The following is a 19,477-nucleotide window of genomic DNA, read 5'->3' on the forward strand; positions in this document are numbered from 1 at the left end:
GCTCACGGCATGGTGGCTTTCGGGGCGCCCTTGCCCGGGTCGATCCGGGTCGGACCGGCGGCCGAGGGCCGGATGTCGAAGTCGAAGATCTCGGTGGGCAGGTAGACGGTCGCGCAGGAGTTGGGGATGTCCACCACGCCGGAGAGCCGGCCCTCGATCGGTGCGGCGCCGAGCAGCAGGTACGCCTGTTCCGGCTGGTAGCCGAAGCGGGTCAGGTAGTCGATGGCGTGCAGGCACGCGCGCTGGTAGGCGAGCTGCGAGTCGAGGTACCGCTGTTCGCCGTCGAGGGTGACCGAGAGCCCGGAGAAGGCCAGCCACTGGGAGTACTGCGGCGGCGTGTCACCCGGCATGAAGATCGTGTTCTCGGCGACGCCGTACGTCTGCATGCCGTTCTTGATCAGGTCGACGTGCAGGTCGACGAAGCCGCCCATCTCGATGGCGCCGCAGAAGGTGATCTCTCCGTCGCCCTGGGAGAAGTGCAGGTCGCCGAGGGACAGGTTGGCTCCCGGCACGTACACGGGGTAGAAGACCCGGCTGCCGACGGTGAAGTTCTTGATGTCCTGGTTCCCGCCGTTCTCCCGAGGCGGCGCGGTTCGCGCCGCCTCCGCGGCCACCCGGTCGAAGTCGGCGCCGGTGAGGCTGCCGAGGATCGCGTCCTGCGGCTCGGGGGGCAGGGCCAGGGGCGGCACCCGGTCGGGTGCGGTGGCGATCAGCGCCCCCTCCCGCTGGTTCCAGGTCGCGAGCAGCGACGCGGACGGGGCGGTGCCCATCAGTCCCGGGTGGGCGATCCCGGTGAACGAGACCCCGGGGATGTGCCGGGAGGTGGCCTTGCGGCCGGTGAAGTCCCAGACCGCCTTGTACGCGTCGGGGAACTGTTCGGTGAGGAAGCCGCCGCCGTTGCCGGTGGGGAAGATGCCCGTGTAACCCCAGCCCTGACCGGCCAGCGGACCGGACTCCTGCGGGATCGGGCCCATGTCGAGGATGTCGACCATGAGCAGGTCGCCCGGCTCGGCGCCCTCGACGGCGAACGGGCCGCTGAGCGCGTGGACCCGGGTCAGCGGAGCGTCCCGGATGTCCTCGGCGGAGTCGTCGTTGTGGATCGCGCCGTCGAACCACTCGCGGCAGTGGACGCGGAACGACTGTCCGGGCCGTACCGTCGCCACGGGCGGGATGTCGGGATGCCAGCGGTTGTGCCCGACCTTCTCCTGGTCGGTGAACCTCTTCGTGGAGTCGAGGGGGAACAGCAGTTCAGGCACGGTCTTGAGCCCTTCTCGTGGTCACCATCGGGGCAGGCGGGCGTGGGCCGGGTTCGTCGAGCGGCGCGCCGGGCGACGGCCGGGCACCTGCCCGACCACCGCCGGCTGTTCCGCGCTGCGTTCGGTCCGGTCGATGGCCTCGCGCAGCGCCGCCGGCGTGCGGGTGAGCCGGGGCGCGGAGAACACCCGGGTCGCCGGGCCGTCACATCGGGGGCAGCTCGTCGACGGGCCCGCGGTGCCGACGGGCATCACGACGTCGAAGCTGCCGTCCTGCGGGCAGCGGTACTCGAAGGTGGCCATCGCCGATTCCCGTCCAGCCTTCGTGTGTGCGGTGGCCGTTCCGCAGCGGCTCACCCTGTCTCTCCGATTGTGGCTGATTGCTCAGATAGGCGGCGCAAAACGACGAATCAGGCAAAGGTGGTGCCTTGGTCGCCGGGTTGCCGTCCCGACCGAGGCGTGGGATACGTTGGCGATCATCGATGCGTTGGCGGCATCGTCGGCGTATGGCTGCCGTCTCCTCGTCCTCACTTCTGCGCCGTCTGCGGCCGGGTCTGCCGGCGGCCGTCGTGGTGTCCACGGCGGTGCTCGGCACCGCCCTGACCGCGGTGCCGCCGGCGGGCGCCGGCGCCGCGTACCCCGCTGTCGCACCGGCGCCCGGCGGGGCCGCGGCGCCCGTCGCGGACCCGACCGGGACCGTCTCGCCGCCCACGTCAACGCCCAGCACGCCCAGTACCACGCCGTTCCCGCCGAGCCCGCCCACGAACCTGACCGCCACCCAGGTGCGGACCACCTCGGTCACCCTCACCTGGACGGCCGCCACGCGCGGCTGCTGCCCGGTCGTCGGGTACGACATCACCTACTACCAGGCGTTCGACGACGTGATCTACAGCCTCAGCCTCGGCGACGTCACCACCACCACGATCACCAACTACATCCAGCCGGGCCGGCAGTACTCGTTCCGGGTGTCGGCCCGCGACGGCGACGGCCGCCGCTCGGCCGCCACCGACGCGCTGACTGTGGTCACCCCGGTGACCGACACCGGCCCGGACACCACCCCGCCGAGCGCGCCGCAGAACCTCACAGTCGGCGAGGTGACCGGCTCCACCGCCACGCTGTCCTGGGCACCGTCGACCGACAACGTCGGCGTGCTCGGGTACAACGTCTACCGGTTCGACGGCTGGTTCACCTCGACGCTCGTCGCCACCGTGCCGGGGACCACGTACACCGGGCCGCTGCCCCCGTCGACGCCGCTGCGCACCCTGTACTACGTGCGGGCCCGGGACGCCGCCGGCAACGTGTCGATCGCCTCCAACACCGTCACCGTGCCCACGACGACCACTCCGCCACCACCGCCGCCCTCGACCTGCCGGGTGACCTACCGGAACCAGTCCGAGTGGGCCGGCGGCTTCGTGGCCACGGTGACGGTCCAGAACACCGGGACGGCGGCGGTCGACGGCTGGATCGTCACGTTCGGCTTCCCCGGCGACCAGCAGATCACCAACGCGTGGAACGCCACGGTCGGGCAGGCCGGCGCCACGGTGACCGCCCGCAACGTCGACTGGAACCGCGTCATCGCCCCGGACGGATCCGCGACCTTCGGCTTCCAGGGACGGTGGGGCGCCAGCGACGCGCCGCCGACCGGCTTCTCGCTCAACGGCGCCCCCTGCACAGTCGGCTGAGAGGAAGTCCTGTGACCACACGCCACCGCCGCCGCGCCCTGGCCGGGGCCGTCACGGCCGTCGTCCTCGCCCTCACCACCACGATCGGGGGTACGCCGGCGCCCGTCGCCGCCGCGAACACGCTGAGCATGCGGGGCGCGGACGTCTCGTCGTTGCAGCGCAGCCTGGACCTGGGGGCGAAGTACTACGACGCGGGCGGGGTCGCCCGTGACCCGCTGGACATCCTCAGGTCCGCCGGCGTCAACTACGTCCGGCTGCGCGTCTGGAACAACCCGGCCAGCGGCTACAACAACAAGAGCAAGGTGCTGGTCCAGGCGAGAGCGGCCAAGACGAAGGGCCTCAAGGTCCTCATCGACTTCCACTACTCCGACACCTGGGCCGACCCCGGCAAGCAGTACAAGCCGGCCGCCTGGGCCGGCCACAGCCTGAACCAGCTGCGCAACGACGTGTACGCCTTCACGTACGACGTCTGCGCCGCCCTGCGCGGGCAGGGCACGCTGCCGGACAGCGTGCAGATCGGCAACGAGATCAACGTCGGGATGCTGTGGAACGAGGGGAAGGTCGTCAACAACGACTTCGCCCCGCTGGCCGGCCTGCTGAAGCAGGGCTACAACGCGGTGAAGGCCTGCGGCGGCGGCATCCCGGTCATGATCCACACCGCCAACGCCGACAGCAACGCCAACGCCCGCTGGTTCTACGACGGCATCCGCGCCCAGGGCGTGCAGTGGGACATGACCGCGCTGTCGTACTACTGCATGTGGCACGGCAGCCTGGCGAACCTCTACAACAACATCGTCGACCTGCGGAACCGCTACGGGAAGCCGGTGGTGATCGTGGAGACCGCGTACCCGTTCACCCGGGACGACGCGGACGGCCAGCCGAACGTCATCGGCGACGTCACCTGCGACGGCATCAGCGCGACCTGGGCCGGGCAGGCCCAGCAGTTCGACTGGGTCCAGAACACCGCCCGCAACGCCGGCGCCATCGGGGTCTTCTACTGGGAGCCGACCTGGTACGCCGTCCCCGGCAACGGCTGGGACCCGGCGAACATCAACGGCACCGGGAACGGCTGGGACAACATGGCCGTCTTCGACTGGTCCGGGCGGGTGAACCCGGGGGTGCGCTGGACGCCGTGACCGGCCGCCGGCCGCACCCCGGGTGCACCCGCCTGCTCATCGCCTGAAGAGGCGGCCTATCGAGTCGCGCCGGCCCCAGGCGATGAACACGAACAGGAAGAACAGCACCACCGGGGTGATGACCAGCGCGCCGCCGTCCAGGATGAACGCCTGGGTGATGGCGGCGCCGACCATGAGCAGCGCCAGCCCGACGGCGGCCAGGCCGGCGAGCCGCGGCACCAGCAGCCCGATGCCACCGGCCAGCTCCACCAGGCCGATGAAGTAGCGGAACCAGGGCGCTGCGCCCATGTCCTCGAAGGACTGGACGGTGTTCGTCTCGCCGAACAACTTGGGGCCGGCCGAGGCGACGATGAAGAAGACGCCGAGGAAACCCTGGAGCACCCACAGCGTGCGGTGCAGCCCACGGGCGACGGGCGGGGGAGTGGTGTCGACAACGCTCATGGCTCTCGTCCTCCTGAAGAATCAGCTGGTGCATCCGAACGGATGCACCAGCTGAGACCGGACAGGACATGTGAACTCATCGGTGATCCGGCGGACCGCTACCAGGCCTTGCCGCGGATCGGGGGCACGTCGAGATCGCGCTCGCCGCCCCGGTGCTCGGCGAGCAGTCGCCGGCGGATCGAACGCCAGGCGACGCGCTCCTGGCGGCGGCCGAGCCTGCGGCAGGACTGGAACGTGCAGAGCCGGCAGCCGCAGAGGTTGGGCGCCTGCGCCGACACCTCGCGGTGGCAGCGGGTGCGGATCCACTCGGGCGCGGCGAGGAACTCGGCCAGGTCGCAGGCGCCCAGGTGGTGCCGGTGGATGTCGGTGAACCAGCGGCGCAGGTACGGATCCCGCTGCTGCACACGCTCGGGTCGGTGGATGTCGGTACGGGCCATGTGACGACCGCCCTTCCGGCCGCCCGCGCACCATGCGCGGGACTAACGCCTCTCTGGCATGCCGGTCACCTCCCGTCGCCGGTGGACGCCCCCATTCTGCTGATCATGGATCGGGCCAGGCATCCGATTTCCGGGGCCGCCCAATGGGTCGATCAGGCCGTACCATCGCCCGGTGAAGCTGCGCCGCCGGCTCGTCGCCGCGTCTCTGCTGCTGGCGGTGGAGACGATGGCGCTCGCGCTGCTCGTCACCGAGTCCCTGACGGGTGCGATCGCCGCCGCCGGCCTCACCTGCCTGTCGTTGTGGCTGCACCTCGCCCTGCACGAGGGCGGCCACCTCGTCGCGGCGAAGCTGCTGCGCCTGCCGGTCGTCGCGGTCCACATCGCGCCCTTCACCGGATGGCGCAACGAGGTGTCGGTCCGGCCGTCGGCGTCGATGCCGGCGTTGCCGCTGCGGATGGCGCTGTTCCATCTCGGCGGCCCGGTGGCGAACCTGGGCGCCGCCGCGGCGCTCGTCGTCGTGGCGACGCACACGGCAACGGTGTCGACGCGCCTGGCGCTGTTCAGCGCCGCGTTCGTCGGAGCGCTGCTCGGCCTGGGCAATCTCGTTCCGGGGAGTTCGCCCCGCAGTGACGGCCGCAACCTGCTCCGCTGGCTCGGGGCCCCGGCGGCCGCCCGGGCCGGACTGCGGGCGTACTACCACCAGGACGTGCGGCGGCCCGCCGAGGACGGTCCGAAGATCATCGGGAGTCCGCCCGGGCGGTAGCGCGGTCGCGGCTCAGCCGAGCGGGCCGGTCACCGCGGTCACCGTGCCGCCGGGCAGGAAGCCGGAACGGCCGTGCCCGCCGTGCGCCACCGGGCCGGGCAGCGAGACCGCGGCCGCCGCGTACATCCGGGCCGGCCCGGCGAGTGAGCCGCCCTGCCAGGCCAGGTAACCGGAGACGGTGGCGGGTTCGCCGGGGAAACGGCGGGCCAGCTCCGCGACGTACCGGGACACCGGCTCCGCGCGCGGGTCGAACCGGAGCGCGAGCATCTGCCCGGTCGCGGGGCGCAGCACCGCGGCGGTGAGCAGCCAGGGCGCCAGATAGGTGCCGGCCGCCGCGCCCGGCCCCCGCGCGGCGTCGCGCAGCGCCGCCTCCGCCCCGGCCCAGCCGGTGACCACGAGCGTCGGATGCCGTCCGGACCCCGGGGGTACGACACGCAGTCCGGCGCGGCGCGCGGCGTCGGTGACGGCGGCGACCGCCGCGACGGAGCGGGCCGAGGAGTCGCCCACGACGCCGAGGGCGCCCTCGGCCCGGGGCGCGAGGAAGGCGACTGTGGCGTCGAGGTCCTCGCGGTCACCGGAGGTGAGGGCGTCCGCGGGGCAGCGCGACAGCGGCTGCGGGTCGTCCCGCAGGAGCACGCCGAGGGCCGCGCTGACGCACTCCGGCCCGTCCGGACCGCGCAGGTCGGGACCGGGCGCGTCGGCCGCCCCGGCGTCCAGCCGAATCACGGCCTGGCGTCCGCCGTACGCGACGTGCAGCCGGCTCGGGCCGGGCGGAAGGTGTACGAGGGCCCAGCCGTTGGTGGCACCGGGCAGCCGGACGGCGGGGGAGAGGCGGTCCGCCCGCGTCCCGACCGAGACTCCCTCCGCGCCGACGTGCACGAGGTTCCACCCGGGCCGCTGCGGCGCCACCACCAGCGGGAGGCCCCGGCCGCCGTTGTCCACTGCGACGAGCAGCGGCGCGCCGGGGCGGCCGGGCGGCGCGGGCAGCGCCACGGCGGTCGCGGTGGCGGCGACGATGACGACCGCGGGCAGCACGACCGCCTGTCCCCGCAGCAACGTCCGGTCCGGCTGCCGTCGGCGTCGCAGGCCGGCGCCCAGGCCCACGGCTCCGGCCACGGCGACCGCAAGGCAGACCCAGCGTGCCGGGCCGGCCCATCCGGGGCCTTCCGGGCCGAGGGCGGCGTGGTCGGTACCGAGCCGCACCGCGCCGGCCGCCGCCTCGGCGGTGACGGCGGCGAGCATCCAGGGCGCCGCCCGGTGGGCGACGCGCCGCCGGGCCGAGTCCGCGCCGAGCACTGTGGCGACGCCGCCCAGCAGCACCGCGGCGGCGAGCCCGTGCCCGGCGGCGGCCGTCGCCTCCGCGACTGTCGCGGTGGGCAGCGCCAGCAGGCCGGCCCCGGCGGACACGAGCAGAGCCAGGGGTACGCCGACCGCGCGCCGCCCGGCGCACCCGGGCAGGGCGAGGCAGGCCGCCGCGAGCACGAGCGTTCCGGCGGCGGGGGCGTCCCCGCCCAGGCCGAGGGTGAGCAGGTGCGCGACGGCGGCGGTCACCGCCGTGGCGGTGAGGCGGCGGGGCGCCGGGGCGGCGAGCGGTCGCAGCAGCACAAGCCCGGCCGTGGTGGCCGTCGCGGCGAGGGCGAGCAGCGCGGCGAACCCGGTGGCGGCCGGCGCGACACCGCCGCCGTCCGCGGCGTGGGCCGGCCCCGCCGCCAGCAGCGTGGCCGCCACTGCGGCGAGGGCCGCGCCGGTGAGCCGTCCGGCCGATCGGGGTACGCCCCGGCGACCGTCGGCGGTACGCGGTGTCGCGGTGCGGTCGGGCACTCGTGTCTCCTCGGCTGTCACACGGGTCGATCGGCCGGGTCGGCAACCGGGGGATACGTGTTGGCGGCGTACCAGTCGCCGCGGCCCCGCGGCAGCAGGTCGAGCACGTTCCACACCGGGGAGAGCAGGTCGATGCCGCGCTCGGTGCCGTCGACGAAGTTGGCCGGCTGGCTGTAGAAGTGCCGGACGCCGTCGCCGTCGCGGACCAGCACGCTGACCATCGGGCGCTGGTCGCCGTTCGGGTGCTCGGCGCGCAGGTCGGCGTTGAAGTCGGTGCCGTGGCTGGAGAGCAGCCGCAGGCCGGCCCAGCCGCGCCGGGCGCCCCAGGCGCGCAGCTTCTCCGCCGGGGCCTTGCCGACCACCACGAACGCGGTGTGCTGCTGGAGGTGGTGGGCGACGCCGTGGAACCCGTCCACCCACATCGAGCACATCGGGCAGGCGGCGTCGGCGTCCGGGTGGAACATCAGGTGGTAGACGAGGAGCGTGCGGTGCGCGCCGAAGAGCGCGGACAGCCGGACGGGGTGCAACGGGCCGGGCGCGGTCAGGTCGGCCGGTCCCTCGGTGAGCGCGACGTCGGCCACCGGCGCGCCGAGCGGCAGCTCCCGCCGGGCGGCGGCGACCTGTTCGATCTGGTCACACAGGCGGCGTTCGGCCTCGGCGAGGCGCAGCCGCGCGGCCACATATCCGGCGTCGGCGCCGTCCGGCCACATCGGCAGCGCCGGCGCGCTCGCGTCCTCGGTCATCCTCTCGTCCTTCCTCGACCCGCGCTAACGCCGGCCGTTCGCTATAGAATATAGAAGTGATCAACGGGTAGGTGTCGACAAAGGGGGTACGCGCGTGACGGAGACGACCGCGCCACCAGGGCTGCCGCAGCACGGCCGGTTCGCCACCGCCGACCCCGACGCCGACATCCACGAGTGGCTCGCCGACTGGCGCCGCCAGGCCCCGATGCGTGTGGACGTCGTGCCCCTGGCCGGCCTGCGCGGCTGGCGCCAGGACGCCGACACCGGAGTCCTGGCCCACCGCAGCGGCCGGTTCTTCCGGGTGGAAGGGCTCTCCGTCGAGGTGCCGGGCGCGGCCGTGCCCCGCTGGGACCAGCCGGTGCTGCACCAGCCGGAGGTGGGCATCCTCGGGCTGCTCGCCCGCCGCGACGGCGACACGCTGCGGGTGCTGGTGCAGGCCAAGGCGGAGCCTGGCAACCAGGACGGCCACCAGCTCGCGCCCACCGTCCAGGCCACCCGGAGCAACTGGACCGGCGTGCACGGCGGCCGCCCGGTGCCGTTCCTGCACCACTTCCGCGACCCGGACCCGCGCCGGGTGCTCGTGGACGTCCGCCAGTCCGAGCACGGGTCCTGGTTCCTGCGCAAACGCAACCGCAACATGGTGGTCCTCACCGACGAGGACATCGTGCCGCCGCCCGGGTTCCGCTGGCTCAGCCTCGCCCAGCTGCACCGGCTCCTGCGCCACGACGACCTGGTCAACATGGACATCCGTACCGTGCTCTCGTGCCTGCCGGCGGAGCTGACGGCCCGGGCGGCCGGCCCGGCCGGGGACGCCTTCACGGCCGCGCTGCGCCGCTCCTGCCGGCCCGGGCCGGGCAGCCGGCACCACACCGGCGAGCTGCTGCACTGGATCACCGACGTCCGCAGCCGGACCGAGGTGGACGCCGACCGGACGGCGCTGCGCGGACAGGCGGCGTGGCATCTCGGCGAGGTCTCCCTGCGACACGACAGTGGGCTGTTCTTCGAGGTCATCGGCGTGGACGTGGACGCCGAGGGGCGCGAGGTGGCGAGCTGGTCGCAGCCGATGCTGCGGCCCTGCGGCCAGGGGGTGGTGGCGTTCCTGGCCACCCGCCTCGACGGTGTGCTGCACGTGCTGGCGCACGCCCGGGTCGAACCGGGCTTCGTCGACGTGGTGGAACTGGCGCCGACGGTCCAGTGCACGCCCGCCACGCTCGACTACCTGCCCGCCGCCGCGCGTCCGCCCTTCCTGGACCAGGTGCTCGGCGCGCCGCCGGAGCGGGTCCGGTTCCGCGCGCTCCTCTCCGAGGAAGGCGGACGGCTCTACCGGGCCCGTAGCAGCTATCTGGTGGTGGAGACCGACGACGTCGACCTGGAGAGCGACCAGTACCGCTGGGTGACGCTGCACCAGCTCTCGGAACTGCTGCGGCACAGCAACTACGTGAACGTCTCGGCCCGCAGCCTGATCGCCTGCCTGCGCGGGCTGCTGGACGCCGGCTGAGCGGGCGGACCGGGTCACGCCCCGTCCGCCCGCCGCGACGGCGGTCAGTCGCCGAAGCCGGTCGGGTGGGCGTCGCCGACCGCGTTGAGCAGCACACCCTGCTCCAACAGCGCCTTGCAGGCGCAGAGCACCATGGTGAACCCGCCCATCGAGTCGATCGCCTTCGCCACGGCCTGGTCGGCGCTGCCGGCGAAGCCGGTCTCGGTGACCCGGACCAGCGTCGTGTCACCCTCGCCCGGCAGGAACCGCCATTCGAGCTGGGTGGGGGACTCCGGGTCCCACTCGGCCAGGATGCGGCTGTTCTTCTCGACGTCCTTGACCGTGACGACGGTAGAGACGCCGTACATCTCCCAGTCCCAGGTGACGGTGGCGCCGGGTTCGAGCCGGCCGCTGCTCTTGGTGAACCAGAACTTCGTGGTCACCGCCGGGTCCGCGAACGCCTCGAAGACCTCGGCGGCGGGCCTGCGGATGAGCATCTGCGCGGTGACGGCAGGCGGTTGAGTCAAACGGTCGCTGTCCACGGGGTAGCCGTGTTCCCTTCTCGTGTCATCGGCACTGCGTACAAACGGTGGCGGGGTCAGGCCCGCCGGCGGTACAGGAACATGGAGAGCGGGGCGAAGACGGCCACCAGCGCCGCGCAGCCGACCAGCGCCGCGCCTACCTCACCGGCGGTCGCCGTGCCGTGGGCCAGGCCGCGCGCGGCGGTGACCGTCAACGCGAACGGGTTCAGGCCGACCACGGCCTGCAGCCAGCCGGGAAGCGTCTCCTGCGGCACGAAGAAGTTGCTGACGAACGACACCGGGAAGACGATCGCCTGGCAGGCGCTCAGCGCGGCGGTCGGTGACTTCAGGGCGAGCCCGAAGACCACGTACACCCAGGAGAAGGAGAAGACGAAGACCAGGGTGATCAGGATCGTGGCGAGGACGCCGAGCACGCCACCGTCGGGCCGGAAGCCGACCGCGAGCCCGACCGCCACGGCGACCGCGCAGCCGACGACGTAGAGCACGTTGTTGCCGAGCAGGGTGCCGACGATCGCGGCGGGCCGCCAGATGGCCAGCGCGCGGAAGCGGTCGGTCACCTCCCGGGAGTTGTCCAGGTTGACCACCGCGCCGATCCGCATGCTGATCATGATCCCGGTGAACACCACGATGCCCGGGATGTAGAACTGCATGTAGCTCGACGTCGAACCGGCCAGCGCGCCGCCGAACAGGAAGCCGAAGACGAGCGTGAACATGACCGGCACGCCGAGCGCCTCGAGGATCTGCGTCGGGTCGCGGCGTACCTTCTGCACCGCCCGCCACGCGAAGGTCAGCGTGGACGACAGCGCGCCGGGACGTGCCGGCCGCGCCGCGGACGGCGCCGAGGCGCCACGGCCGGTGCCGGTCTCCACCATGCTGCTCACGCCGCCTCCTCGGTCTCGGTCCGCGAGCCGTCCGCCCGATGCCCGGTGAGGGCGAGGAACACCTGGTCCAGGGTGGCGTGGCCGAAGGCGTACTCGGCCAGGCCGACGCCGGCCCCGGTGAGGGCGGCCAGCGCCCGGGTGGCCTCCTCCTCGGCCGCGACCTGCGCGGTCAGCTCCATCCGGTCGGCGCCGGCGTGCACCGCCGTGCCCAGCGCCTCCGCCAGCATCCGCTCTGCCGTCTCCCGCTGCCCGGCGTCGCGCAACCGCACCCGCAGCACGCTCGCACCGATCGACCGCTTCAGCTCCACCGGCGTGCCCTCGGCGATGACCCGGCCGTGGTCGACGACCGCGATCCGGTCGGCGAGCTGGTCGGCCTCGTCGAGATACTGCGTGGTGAGCAGGACGGTGGCGCCCTCGCCGACCATGCCCCGGACGAGTTCCCACACCTGGTTGCGGCTGTGCGGGTCCAGCCCGGTGGTCGGCTCGTCGAGGAACATCAGGTCGGGTGTCACGATCATGCTGCTGGCGATGTCGAGCCGACGGCGCATGCCGCCGGAGTAGGTCCGCACCAGCCGGGCGGCGGCCTCCTCCAGACCGAACGTGGCGAGCAGCTCCTCGGCGCGGCGGCGGGCCGCGCTCCAGGAGAAGCCGCGTAGCCGGGAGAGCAGGACGAGATTGTCCCGGCCGGACAGTTCCTCGTCGACCGACGAGTATTGCCCGGTCAGCCCGATCCGGTCGCGGATCGCCCCGGCCTCGCGCACCACGTCGTGGCCGAGCACGCGGACCTCGCCGCTGTCGGGCGGGACGAGCGTGGCGAGGGTGCGGACGATCGTCGTCTTCCCGGCGCCGTTGGGGCCGAGCACGCCGAACACGCTTCCGGCCGACACGCGCAGATCGATCCCGTCGAGCGCGCGCACCTCGCCGTAGGATTTGCGCAATCGTGTGATCTCGATGGCGGGAGTGTCGGTCTGCTGTGCGGACAACCCAGCCGTACGCGACATTGTGTTCACAAACATATAGTAGCAGGACGTTTCGCTCCGGTCACGCCTCTTGATCCGCGCGTCGCGCGCGTTCCGCCACCACGTGATCGTCGCATGGACACCCGTCGGTCGATAGCTATAACATTCTCAAGCAGCAACTTGCCGCCGAGAGTGGAGGAGCGGACGTGTCCACACGCGAGCTGACCGAAATCGACGAGGTAGCGGAGATCTACGACGACGGCGCCTGGGCCGTCGAGGTGCTCGGCGGAAACATCCACTTCGGATGGTGGGAGGACGACGACGACCGCACGCCCTTCCTGGAGGCCATCAACCGGTTCACCGACATCGTCGGCGACCGCCTCGGCCTGCGCCCCGGCGATCGGCTGCTGGACGTCGGCTGCGGCGCCGGCGAGCCGGCCATCCGGCTCGGCCAGCGCAGCGACGCCGACATCACCGGCATCACCAACAGCGCCGAGCACCTCAAGCGGGCCCGGGAACGGGTCAACGAGTCCGGGCTGCGTGGCCAGGTCCGCTTCGAGCTCGGCGACGCCGCCGCGCTGAGCTACCCGGACGCCTCCTTCGACAAGGTGCTCGCCTTCGAGTCCCTGGTGCACGCGCAGGACCGCCGGCAGTGGCTCGCCGAGATCCGCCGCGTACTCAAGCCCGGCGGCCGGCTCGTGCTCACCGACCTCGCCGAGGACGCCCCGCTCACCGAGCGGGACCGGCAGATCCTCACCGACTTCACCCTCGCCCCGCCCGGCCCGCCGATGGCCGCGTTCGACCTGGTCCGCGACGCCGGATTCGTGGTGGACGAGTTCCTCAGCTGCGGCGACAAGATCAGCCGTTCGTTCCCCGCGTACCACGAGCGGGTGCAGCAGCGGCGCGACACGCTCGCCGCCGCGCACGGCGCCGAGAAGATCGACGCCTTCCTCGCCGAGATGCCGGCCGTGCTCGACGTCCTGCGGACCAAGGTCGGCTGCGTCGTCATCGCCGCCCACAAGCCGCGCTGACCCGCCCGGCACCGGTGACCGGAAGGAGCAGGCAGATGACCGCCCCCGCCGTCACCGGCTGCCGGATCTGCGGCGGCCCGGTGACCGAGATGCTCGACCTCGGCCGCCAGCCCCTCTCCGACGCGTTCCCCCGCCCGGCCGACCTCGACGGCGAGTTCTTCTACCGCCTCGCGGTGGGCCGGTGCGCCGACTGCACGATGGTCCAGCTCGTCGAGGAGGTGCCGCGCGAGCGGATGTTCCACCACGACTACCCGTACCGCTCGTCGCTGTCGTCGGTGATGCGCGCGCACTTCACCGGCACCGGCCGGGAACTGCTCGCCACCGAGCTGACCCGGCCCGGCGCGTTCTGCGTCGAGCTGGGCTGCAACGACGGGGTGATGCTGCGGACCGTGGCCGCGGCCGGCGTACGCCACCTCGGCTTCGAGCCGTCCGCCGGGGTGGCCGAGCTGGCCCGTGGGCAGGGCGTACGGGTGCGTACCGACTTCTTCGAGGAGGAGACCGCCGCCGACGTGCTCGCCACCGACGGGCCGGCCGACGTCATCTACGCCGCCAACACGATCTGCCACCTGCCCTACCTGGACTCGGTGCTGCGCGGCGCGCGGCTGCTGCTCGCCCCCGGCGGCGTCCTCGTCTTCGAGGACCCGTACCTCGGCGACATCCTCGCCCGGACCGCCTTCGACCAGATCTACGACGAGCACTTCTACTACTTCACCGCCCACTCGGTACGGGCCGCCGCGGCCCGCTTCGGGCTGGAGCTCGTGGACGTGCGGCGGCTCCCGGTGCACGGCGGCGAGGTGCGCTACACGCTCGCCCGCGCCGGGGCGCGTACCCCGTCCCCGGCCGTCGCCGACCTGCTGCGCCAGGAACGGGAGCAGGGAGTGACCGGGGAGGCGGCGCTGCGCCGGTTCGCCGCCGCCGTCGCGCGTACCCGATCCGAGCTGGTCGCGCTGCTGCGCTCGCTGAGAGAGGAGGGCCGCACCGTCGCGGCCTACGGGGCCACCGCGAAGAGCGCCACCGTCACCAACTACTGCGGGCTCGGGCCGGAGCTGATCTCGTACGTCTGCGACACCACCCCGGCCAAGCAGGGCCGGCTGACCCCGGGCGCGCACATCCCGGTCCGCCCGCCCGAGGCATTCGCCGACCCCTACCCGGACTACGCGGTGCTCTTCGCCTGGAACCACGCCGAGGAGATCATGGCGAAGGAGACCGGCTTCCGGGCCGCCGGCGGCCGGTGGATCCACTACGTGCCCACCGTGCGCGTACGGTGACGGCATCGGTGGCGCGCGGCTTCTACCGCGCCGGATACCCGGAGATCTACGACCTGGTGATGCGGCACCGGGGCCGCGACCACATCGCCGAGGCCGCCACGCTCGCCCGGACGGTCCGGCGCCGGAACCCGGCCGCCGCCTCGCTGCTCGACGTGGCCTGCGGCACCGGGCTGCACCTGGAGCACCTGCGGACCCACTTCGCCCCGGTGACCGGCGTGGACCTGTCCGCGGAGATGCTGGCCCGAGCCGGCGCCCGGGTGCCGGACGTGGCCCTGCACGAGGGCGACATGCGCGACCTGGACCTGGCCGACACCTTCGACGTGGTGGTCTGCCTCTTCGCGGTGCCGCACCTGCGCGGCGCCGCCGAACTGGACCGGACCGTCGCACGGCTGGCCGCCCACCTGACGCCGGGCGGCGTGCTGGCGGTCGAGCCCTGGTACACGCCGGAGACGTTCGTCCCCGGCTACGTGGCCCGCGACATGGTGCAGGAGCAGGACCGGGTGGTGGTCCGGCTGTCCCACTCGACGTGGCTCGACGACGCGCGCGACCGGATCCGGATGACAGTGCACCAGGCGTACGCCGACCCGGAGGCCGGCATCCGGCACGACACCGCGACGACCGATCTGACGCTGTTCCGGCCGCAGCACTTCGCCGCCGCGTTCGCCCGGGCCGGGCTCGCCGCCGCGCACGTCACGGCGCCGCCGTTCCGGTGGGGCCTGTGGATCGCCCGGCCCGCAGGTGCGCGGTGACCGGCGACCGGCCACGCGCGGTCGTGCTCGGCGGCACCGGGTTCGTCGGCGCCCATGTCGCGGACGCCTTCGCCGACGCCGGCCACGACGTGCTCACGGTGGCCCGCCGCGCCCCGGCCGGCCACCGGCACCGGTTTACCGCGCTCGACCTCGGCGACACCGATCCGGGGACGCTGGCGCGGCTGCTGGACGCCGAGGACCCGGTCGCCGTGGTCGACTCCACCGGCAGCAGCTGGGGACTGGACCCCGGCCGGATGGCGGAGCGCTGCACCCGGCTCAGCGCACTGCTGCTCGACGCGCTGAGCCGCGCCGCCTGCCGCCCCCGGCTGGTCCATCTCGGCTCGGTGCTGGAGTACGGGCAGCCGGTCGCGCCGGCCGATCCGCGCCGTACGCCCGCGCCGGACACCGCGTACGGCCGGGCGAAACTGGCCGCCACCCGGGCCGTACTGGCGGCAGCCGACGCCGGTGAGGTCGACGCGGTGGTGCTGCGGCTGGTGAACGCGCTCGGCCCGGGGCTGCCCGCGACCAGCCTGCTGGGCCGGGTCGCCGCCGCGCTGGCGCCGGCCGCGCGGGCCGGCGTCGCCGCGCGGGTGACGCTCGCCCCGCTGGAGGCCCGGCGTGACTTCGTCGACGTCCGGGACGCCGCCGAGGCCGTGCTGGCCGCCGCCGGGCGCCCGGTGACCGGCCGCGTCCTCGACATCGGCCGCGGCGAGGCGGTGCCGGTGCGGACGCTGGTCCGGCTCCTGGTGCAGGTCAGCGGGGTGCAGGCGACAGTGGTGGAGCGTGCCGGCCCGGCCGGCTGGCGGGCCGGGACCCGGTGGTCGTGCGTCGACCCGGCGCCCGCCGCGGCGGCCCTCGGCTGGCGGCCGCGCCGCGACCTGCGCCGGGCGGTCACCGACTTCTGGCACGACGAGCTGCGCCGCTACTCCGGCGACGGGGAGCCGGCGGCGGCGGGGCCGCCGCGTCAGCGGGCGCCGTAGCGCCGGCGGGGAATCGACAGGTGGCGCGACCGGCGTCACCGGCTCGGCGGTACGGCGTCGGCCGTGCCGCCGCGACGACAGGGAGGGCAGGAGTCATGCGCGTACTGTTCATGCCGGGTCCGGCCATCGGCCACGCGTTCCCGCTGGTACCGCTCGGGTGGGCGTTCCGCGCCGCCGGGCACGAGGTCGTCTTCGTCACCGCCGGTGACGCGCTGGCGGTGGCCCGGGCCGGGCTGCCGGTCCTGGACGCCGTGCCCGGACGCACCACCTCGGACATGCAGGCGCAGTTCATCCGCGACGTGCCGCGCCTGTTCGAGCCGATCGGCGCCGACCCGATCGCGGAGATGGAGGAACGCAAGCCGTACATCGTGTCGGCCTGGGACCCGTTCGTCGACGCCCACGTCGCGCTCGGCGAGTGGGTCCAGCCGGACCTGGTGGTGTACGACCCGATCTTCGCGGTCGGCCCGGTCGTCGCCGCCCGGCTGAAGGTGCCGGCGGTGGCGCACAGCCTCGGGCTGGCCCGGTTCACCCCCGACCTGCTGCGCGAGCTGCCCGGCGCGGTGGCGATGCGCCGGCACGGGGTGACGCTGCCCGAGGGCATCCGGACCGTCGACATCGCCCCGCCCAGCCTGGTCGAGGGCGGACCGGCCGACATCTCCATGCGCTACGTGCCGTACAACGGCGGCGGGGTGCTGCCCGACTGGCTGCGGGAACCGGTCGCCCGGCCCCGGATCGCCGTCACGTTCGGCACGCTCGGCGGGCCGGACCGGTTCGCCGCCGGCATCGCGCGGGTGCTCGCCGCCGCGCCCGGGCTGGACGCCGAGTTCGTGCTGGCGATCGGGGAGTCGGCCGCTCCGGCCGACCTGCCGCCGAACGTGCGGACCACCGGCTGGGTGCCGCTGAACCAGTTGCTGCGCGGCTGCGCCGCCGCGATCCACCATGGCGGCGACGGCACGACGCTGACCTGCGCCGCGCTCGGCGTCCGCCAGCTGGTGCTGCCCGGCTCGCCGGACGAGCTGGTCACCGGCGAGCTGCTGCGCGGCCGGGGGCTGGCGCACGTGCTGGGCTCGGTGGACGAGCTGGACGCCGCCGCGATCGGCCGGCTGCTCACCGACGCGGAGCTGGGCCGGGTGACCGGCGAGGTGCGGGCCGAGATCGCGGCGCTGCCGTCCCCGGCCGAGGTGGTGCCCCGGCTGACCGCGGCGGTGTGAGCCCGGCGGCGGGCGGCTCGTCGCCGCCCGCCGCCGGTTGCGGTCAGCGCAGTTGCGCGTCGGCCACCGCGAAGAGCAGCCCGTGCGGGTTCGCCTTGCCGGTGTCGCCGTGCGGCCAGCTCGTCCGGTCGAAGCTCACGCAGCGCCGGCCGGTGTGCTCGTCGCGGAACGCGCGGTCCTCGGTGAGCCGGCCCGCCGGGTCGACCAGCGCCATGCAGATCCGGGCGTCACCGTCGAGTCCGGTGGGCGCCACGAAGTAGTTCGAGGTGACCACCCGGGAGACCTGGTCGGTCTGGCGGAAGTGCTTCCCGCCCGCCACCGGCCGGAACGTGTCCATCGCGCCCCAGTGCGGCCCACCGAGTGTGGTGTCCACGATGGGCAGGGCGCTGACCAGCGCGGGACAGTCCGGCTCGGCGCCGCCGCGTACGGTCTCCGCGATCGTGTCGATGCGGCACGAGGTGCGGCTGCCGGCGGCCAGGAGCCGGCGGATGTCCAGCACGTACACCATGCCGGACTCGGCGTTGACGGCCGGTGAGTTGTTGCCGCCGAACATCACCGTGTGGAACAGGAAACGGTCGTCCGGGCTCACCATGAGCCAGCTGCCGCCGTCGGCCGCGCTGGTCGGGGTGTCACGCGGGTAGATACGGCGGAAGGCGGTCGCGTCGTCGAACACCTGCCGCCAGGTCAGCTCCCGCTTGGTGATGTCCGGCGTGTAGTAGACCGCGCCCATCCCGGTGGCCACGAACGCTCCCTTGTGCCGGGGCTGGTGCGTCACCGCGGGCTCCATGGCCAGCAGACCCTCGCGGCTGTACTCGTCGTCGACCCGGGGCCCGTCGGGCAGGTAGGACAGGGAGAGCAGGCGGGGCCGGTTCCGGTCGCTGATGTCGTACGTGCGGACCGTGCGGCGCTGCAGGTTGGGGTCGGTCACCAGGCCGGCGACGACGTGCCGCACCTCGACGAAGTCGCTGGTGACCAGCCGGTTCAGGTCCTCGCGCAGCGCGATGCCGTGCGGGTTGGCGCAGGTCGGCACCGGCAGCGCGGGCTGGTTGGGGCAGGAGACCGGGTCCTCGGCGGTCTTCTTCGCCGCCGGCATCTCGGCCAGCACCCGGCCGTCGGCGCCGAGCCGGACCACCTCGCCGGGGGAGCCGGCGAAGCCGTTGCCCACGCGGGTCTGCCCGTCGGAGTAGGTGCAGGGCCCGGCGACGTCGGGCCCGCCCATGTACGACCCGTACGCGGTGCCGTCGCGCAGGACCGTGAACGCGTCCGGCACCGAGCCGCACGGGGTGTCGTGCGGCAGCGTCACGCCGCTGAGCGAGACCCGGGGCAGCCGGCTGACGTCGAAGACGTAGACGGTGTCGCTGAGCAGGCCGCCCGCGTACACCTTGTCGCCCTTGCGCCAGGTGTACTGCATGTGGTGCGGCTCGTTGCCGAAGACCGAGTCGACGGTGACGGTGTTCGCCACCCGGCCGTAGTCGGGGGAGCCGGGGGTGGCGTCCACGACGGCGAGGAAGTCGGGGTCGGGCCTGCCGTCGGGGCCGGGCGCGGCGTCACCGGTCCAGACCAGCAGCCACTGGCGGGCGGGCGCGCCGGGACGCTCGGCGGCCTGAGCCGTGCGGGTCAGGTGGTTGGTGATCCGGTACGGCTGGCCGTCGCTGCCGGTCACCGTCGAGGTGACCCGTCGCACGGACGCCCCGGCCGCGGCCGGGGGTGGCACCAGGCCGCTGCTGACGGCGACGAGCGCGATCACTCCGATGTGGGCGGCACGCCGGAGCGGACCGCGCAGTTGTGGACGGGGCATGGACGTCCTCCTGGTCACGTGCGGGATTGAGGCCGGAACATGCCAGGCGTCGCGGTCGAGGGGGACGGAGAAGTGCCGGGGAGCGGCGCCCGCGGCAGCGAGCCTACTATCCGAATTGCAACTGTCAATTGACGGGAAGTCGACTGCAGGGAGATCCACTGCGCGCAATTTCCATCGATTGCCGGAGGTGCCGCGGTGGTCGACAGTGGCCGATGTCGGGGCAGGTCAGCTCGGTCCTGAGGGCTTGCCGGGAAAGGCTGTTCGCGCGCCCCGCAGGGTTGGTGCCAAGTCCGCGGCGACGGCGT

19 protein-coding genes are annotated in these 19,477 nt (G+C 73.7%); 9 read left to right on the plus strand and 10 right to left on the minus strand.

What is annotated here, in order from left to right; translation table 11 throughout:
- Positions 1-2 precede the first annotated feature (2 nt).
- A complete protein-coding gene (gene fmdA, locus PVK74_RS00200; RefSeq protein ID WP_043325299.1) occupies positions 3-1,256 on the minus strand; it encodes a formamidase in 1,254 nt (417 codons plus the stop codon).
- 21 nt (positions 1,257-1,277) lie between these two features.
- Positions 1,278-1,556: a zinc ribbon domain-containing protein gene (locus PVK74_RS00205; RefSeq protein WP_043325298.1), complete on the minus strand. Its 279-nt coding sequence runs from the start codon at positions 1,554-1,556 to the stop codon at positions 1,278-1,280.
- A gap of 203 nt (positions 1,557-1,759) precedes the next feature.
- Between PVK74_RS00205 and PVK74_RS00210 the strand changes: the two genes are divergently transcribed.
- Complete coding sequence (locus PVK74_RS00210) at positions 1,760-2,935, plus strand: cellulose binding domain-containing protein (RefSeq protein ID WP_209960919.1); 1,176 nt, start codon at positions 1,760-1,762, stop codon at positions 2,933-2,935.
- A gap of 11 nt (positions 2,936-2,946) precedes the next feature.
- A complete protein-coding gene (locus PVK74_RS00215; RefSeq protein WP_209960921.1) occupies positions 2,947-4,071 on the plus strand; it encodes a glycoside hydrolase family 53 protein in 1,125 nt (374 codons plus the stop codon).
- Positions 4,072-4,107: 36 nt separating this feature from the next.
- Here the strand turns inward: PVK74_RS00215 and PVK74_RS00220 are convergent, their stop codons facing one another.
- Positions 4,108-4,512 (minus strand): DoxX family protein, encoded by a 405-nt coding sequence (locus tag PVK74_RS00220; RefSeq protein WP_043325293.1) that lies wholly within the window; start codon positions 4,510-4,512, stop codon positions 4,108-4,110.
- A 98-nt stretch (positions 4,513-4,610) separates the two neighbouring features.
- Positions 4,611-4,949 (minus strand): hypothetical protein, encoded by a 339-nt coding sequence (locus tag PVK74_RS00225; RefSeq protein ID WP_043325291.1) that lies wholly within the window; start codon positions 4,947-4,949, stop codon positions 4,611-4,613.
- Positions 4,950-5,121: 172 nt separating this feature from the next.
- Between PVK74_RS00225 and PVK74_RS00230 the strand changes: the two genes are divergently transcribed.
- Entirely contained in the window at positions 5,122-5,712 is a 591-nt protein-coding gene (locus tag PVK74_RS00230; RefSeq protein ID WP_223201166.1) for a hypothetical protein, read from the plus strand.
- A 12-nt stretch (positions 5,713-5,724) separates the two neighbouring features.
- Here PVK74_RS00230 and PVK74_RS00235 read toward each other — a convergent pair whose 3' ends face one another.
- On the minus strand, positions 5,725-7,533 hold the full coding sequence (locus PVK74_RS00235; protein WP_274477884.1) for a hypothetical protein: 1,809 nt from the start codon (positions 7,531-7,533) through the stop codon (positions 5,725-5,727).
- A gap of 17 nt (positions 7,534-7,550) precedes the next feature.
- Positions 7,551-8,276, minus strand: coding sequence for a DUF899 family protein (locus PVK74_RS00240; RefSeq protein ID WP_069087878.1), 726 nt, complete (start codon positions 8,274-8,276; stop codon positions 7,551-7,553).
- A 94-nt stretch (positions 8,277-8,370) separates the two neighbouring features.
- Between PVK74_RS00240 and PVK74_RS00245 the strand changes: the two genes are divergently transcribed.
- Positions 8,371-9,774, plus strand: coding sequence for an NDP-hexose 2,3-dehydratase family protein (locus tag PVK74_RS00245; protein ID WP_064447364.1), 1,404 nt, complete (start codon positions 8,371-8,373; stop codon positions 9,772-9,774).
- A 44-nt stretch (positions 9,775-9,818) separates the two neighbouring features.
- On the opposite strand, the gene PVK74_RS00250 is transcribed toward PVK74_RS00245, so the two are convergent.
- The 3 genes from PVK74_RS00250 to PVK74_RS00260 all read right to left on the minus strand — a co-directional run bounded on the left by PVK74_RS00250 (position 9,819) and on the right by PVK74_RS00260 (position 12,177).
- Positions 9,819-10,250, minus strand: a complete 432-nt coding sequence (locus tag PVK74_RS00250) for an SRPBCC family protein (RefSeq protein WP_176722772.1) — start codon at positions 10,248-10,250, stop codon at positions 9,819-9,821.
- Between the two features lie 101 nt (positions 10,251-10,351).
- A complete protein-coding gene (locus PVK74_RS00255; protein ID WP_205798118.1) occupies positions 10,352-11,167 on the minus strand; it encodes an ABC transporter permease in 816 nt (271 codons plus the stop codon).
- A gap of 5 nt (positions 11,168-11,172) precedes the next feature.
- Positions 11,173-12,177 carry an ATP-binding cassette domain-containing protein gene (locus PVK74_RS00260; RefSeq protein WP_051611109.1) on the minus strand — a complete coding sequence of 335 codons (1,005 nt, stop codon included), beginning with the start codon at positions 12,175-12,177 and terminating at the stop codon, positions 11,173-11,175.
- 164 nt (positions 12,178-12,341) lie between these two features.
- Between PVK74_RS00260 and PVK74_RS00265 the strand changes: the two genes are divergently transcribed.
- The 5 genes from PVK74_RS00265 to PVK74_RS00285 all read left to right on the plus strand — a co-directional run bounded on the left by PVK74_RS00265 (position 12,342) and on the right by PVK74_RS00285 (position 17,374).
- On the plus strand, positions 12,342-13,166 hold the full coding sequence (locus PVK74_RS00265; protein WP_043325280.1) for an SAM-dependent methyltransferase: 825 nt from the start codon (positions 12,342-12,344) through the stop codon (positions 13,164-13,166).
- Positions 13,167-13,201: 35 nt separating this feature from the next.
- On the plus strand, positions 13,202-14,434 hold the full coding sequence (locus tag PVK74_RS00270) for a class I SAM-dependent methyltransferase (protein ID WP_069087877.1): 1,233 nt from the start codon (positions 13,202-13,204) through the stop codon (positions 14,432-14,434).
- A complete protein-coding gene (locus tag PVK74_RS00275; protein WP_233514704.1) occupies positions 14,431-15,183 on the plus strand; it encodes a class I SAM-dependent methyltransferase in 753 nt (250 codons plus the stop codon). Before PVK74_RS00270 ends, PVK74_RS00275 begins: the two co-directional genes overlap by 4 nt.
- Complete coding sequence (locus tag PVK74_RS00280; RefSeq protein ID WP_274477885.1) at positions 15,180-16,163, plus strand: NAD-dependent epimerase/dehydratase family protein; 984 nt, start codon at positions 15,180-15,182, stop codon at positions 16,161-16,163. Before PVK74_RS00275 ends, PVK74_RS00280 begins: the two co-directional genes overlap by 4 nt.
- Positions 16,164-16,258: 95 nt before the next feature.
- Entirely contained in the window at positions 16,259-17,374 is a 1,116-nt protein-coding gene (locus tag PVK74_RS00285; protein WP_274477886.1) for a nucleotide disphospho-sugar-binding domain-containing protein, read from the plus strand.
- Between the two features lie 43 nt (positions 17,375-17,417).
- Here PVK74_RS00285 and PVK74_RS00290 read toward each other — a convergent pair whose 3' ends face one another.
- On the minus strand, positions 17,418-19,172 hold the full coding sequence (locus PVK74_RS00290; RefSeq protein ID WP_197494921.1) for a hypothetical protein: 1,755 nt from the start codon (positions 19,170-19,172) through the stop codon (positions 17,418-17,420).
- Positions 19,173-19,477 lie beyond the last annotated feature (305 nt).

It is taken from the genome of Micromonospora chalcea (assembly GCF_028768405.1).
Classification (GTDB): Bacteria; Actinomycetota; Actinomycetes; order Mycobacteriales; family Micromonosporaceae; genus Micromonospora; species Micromonospora chalcea.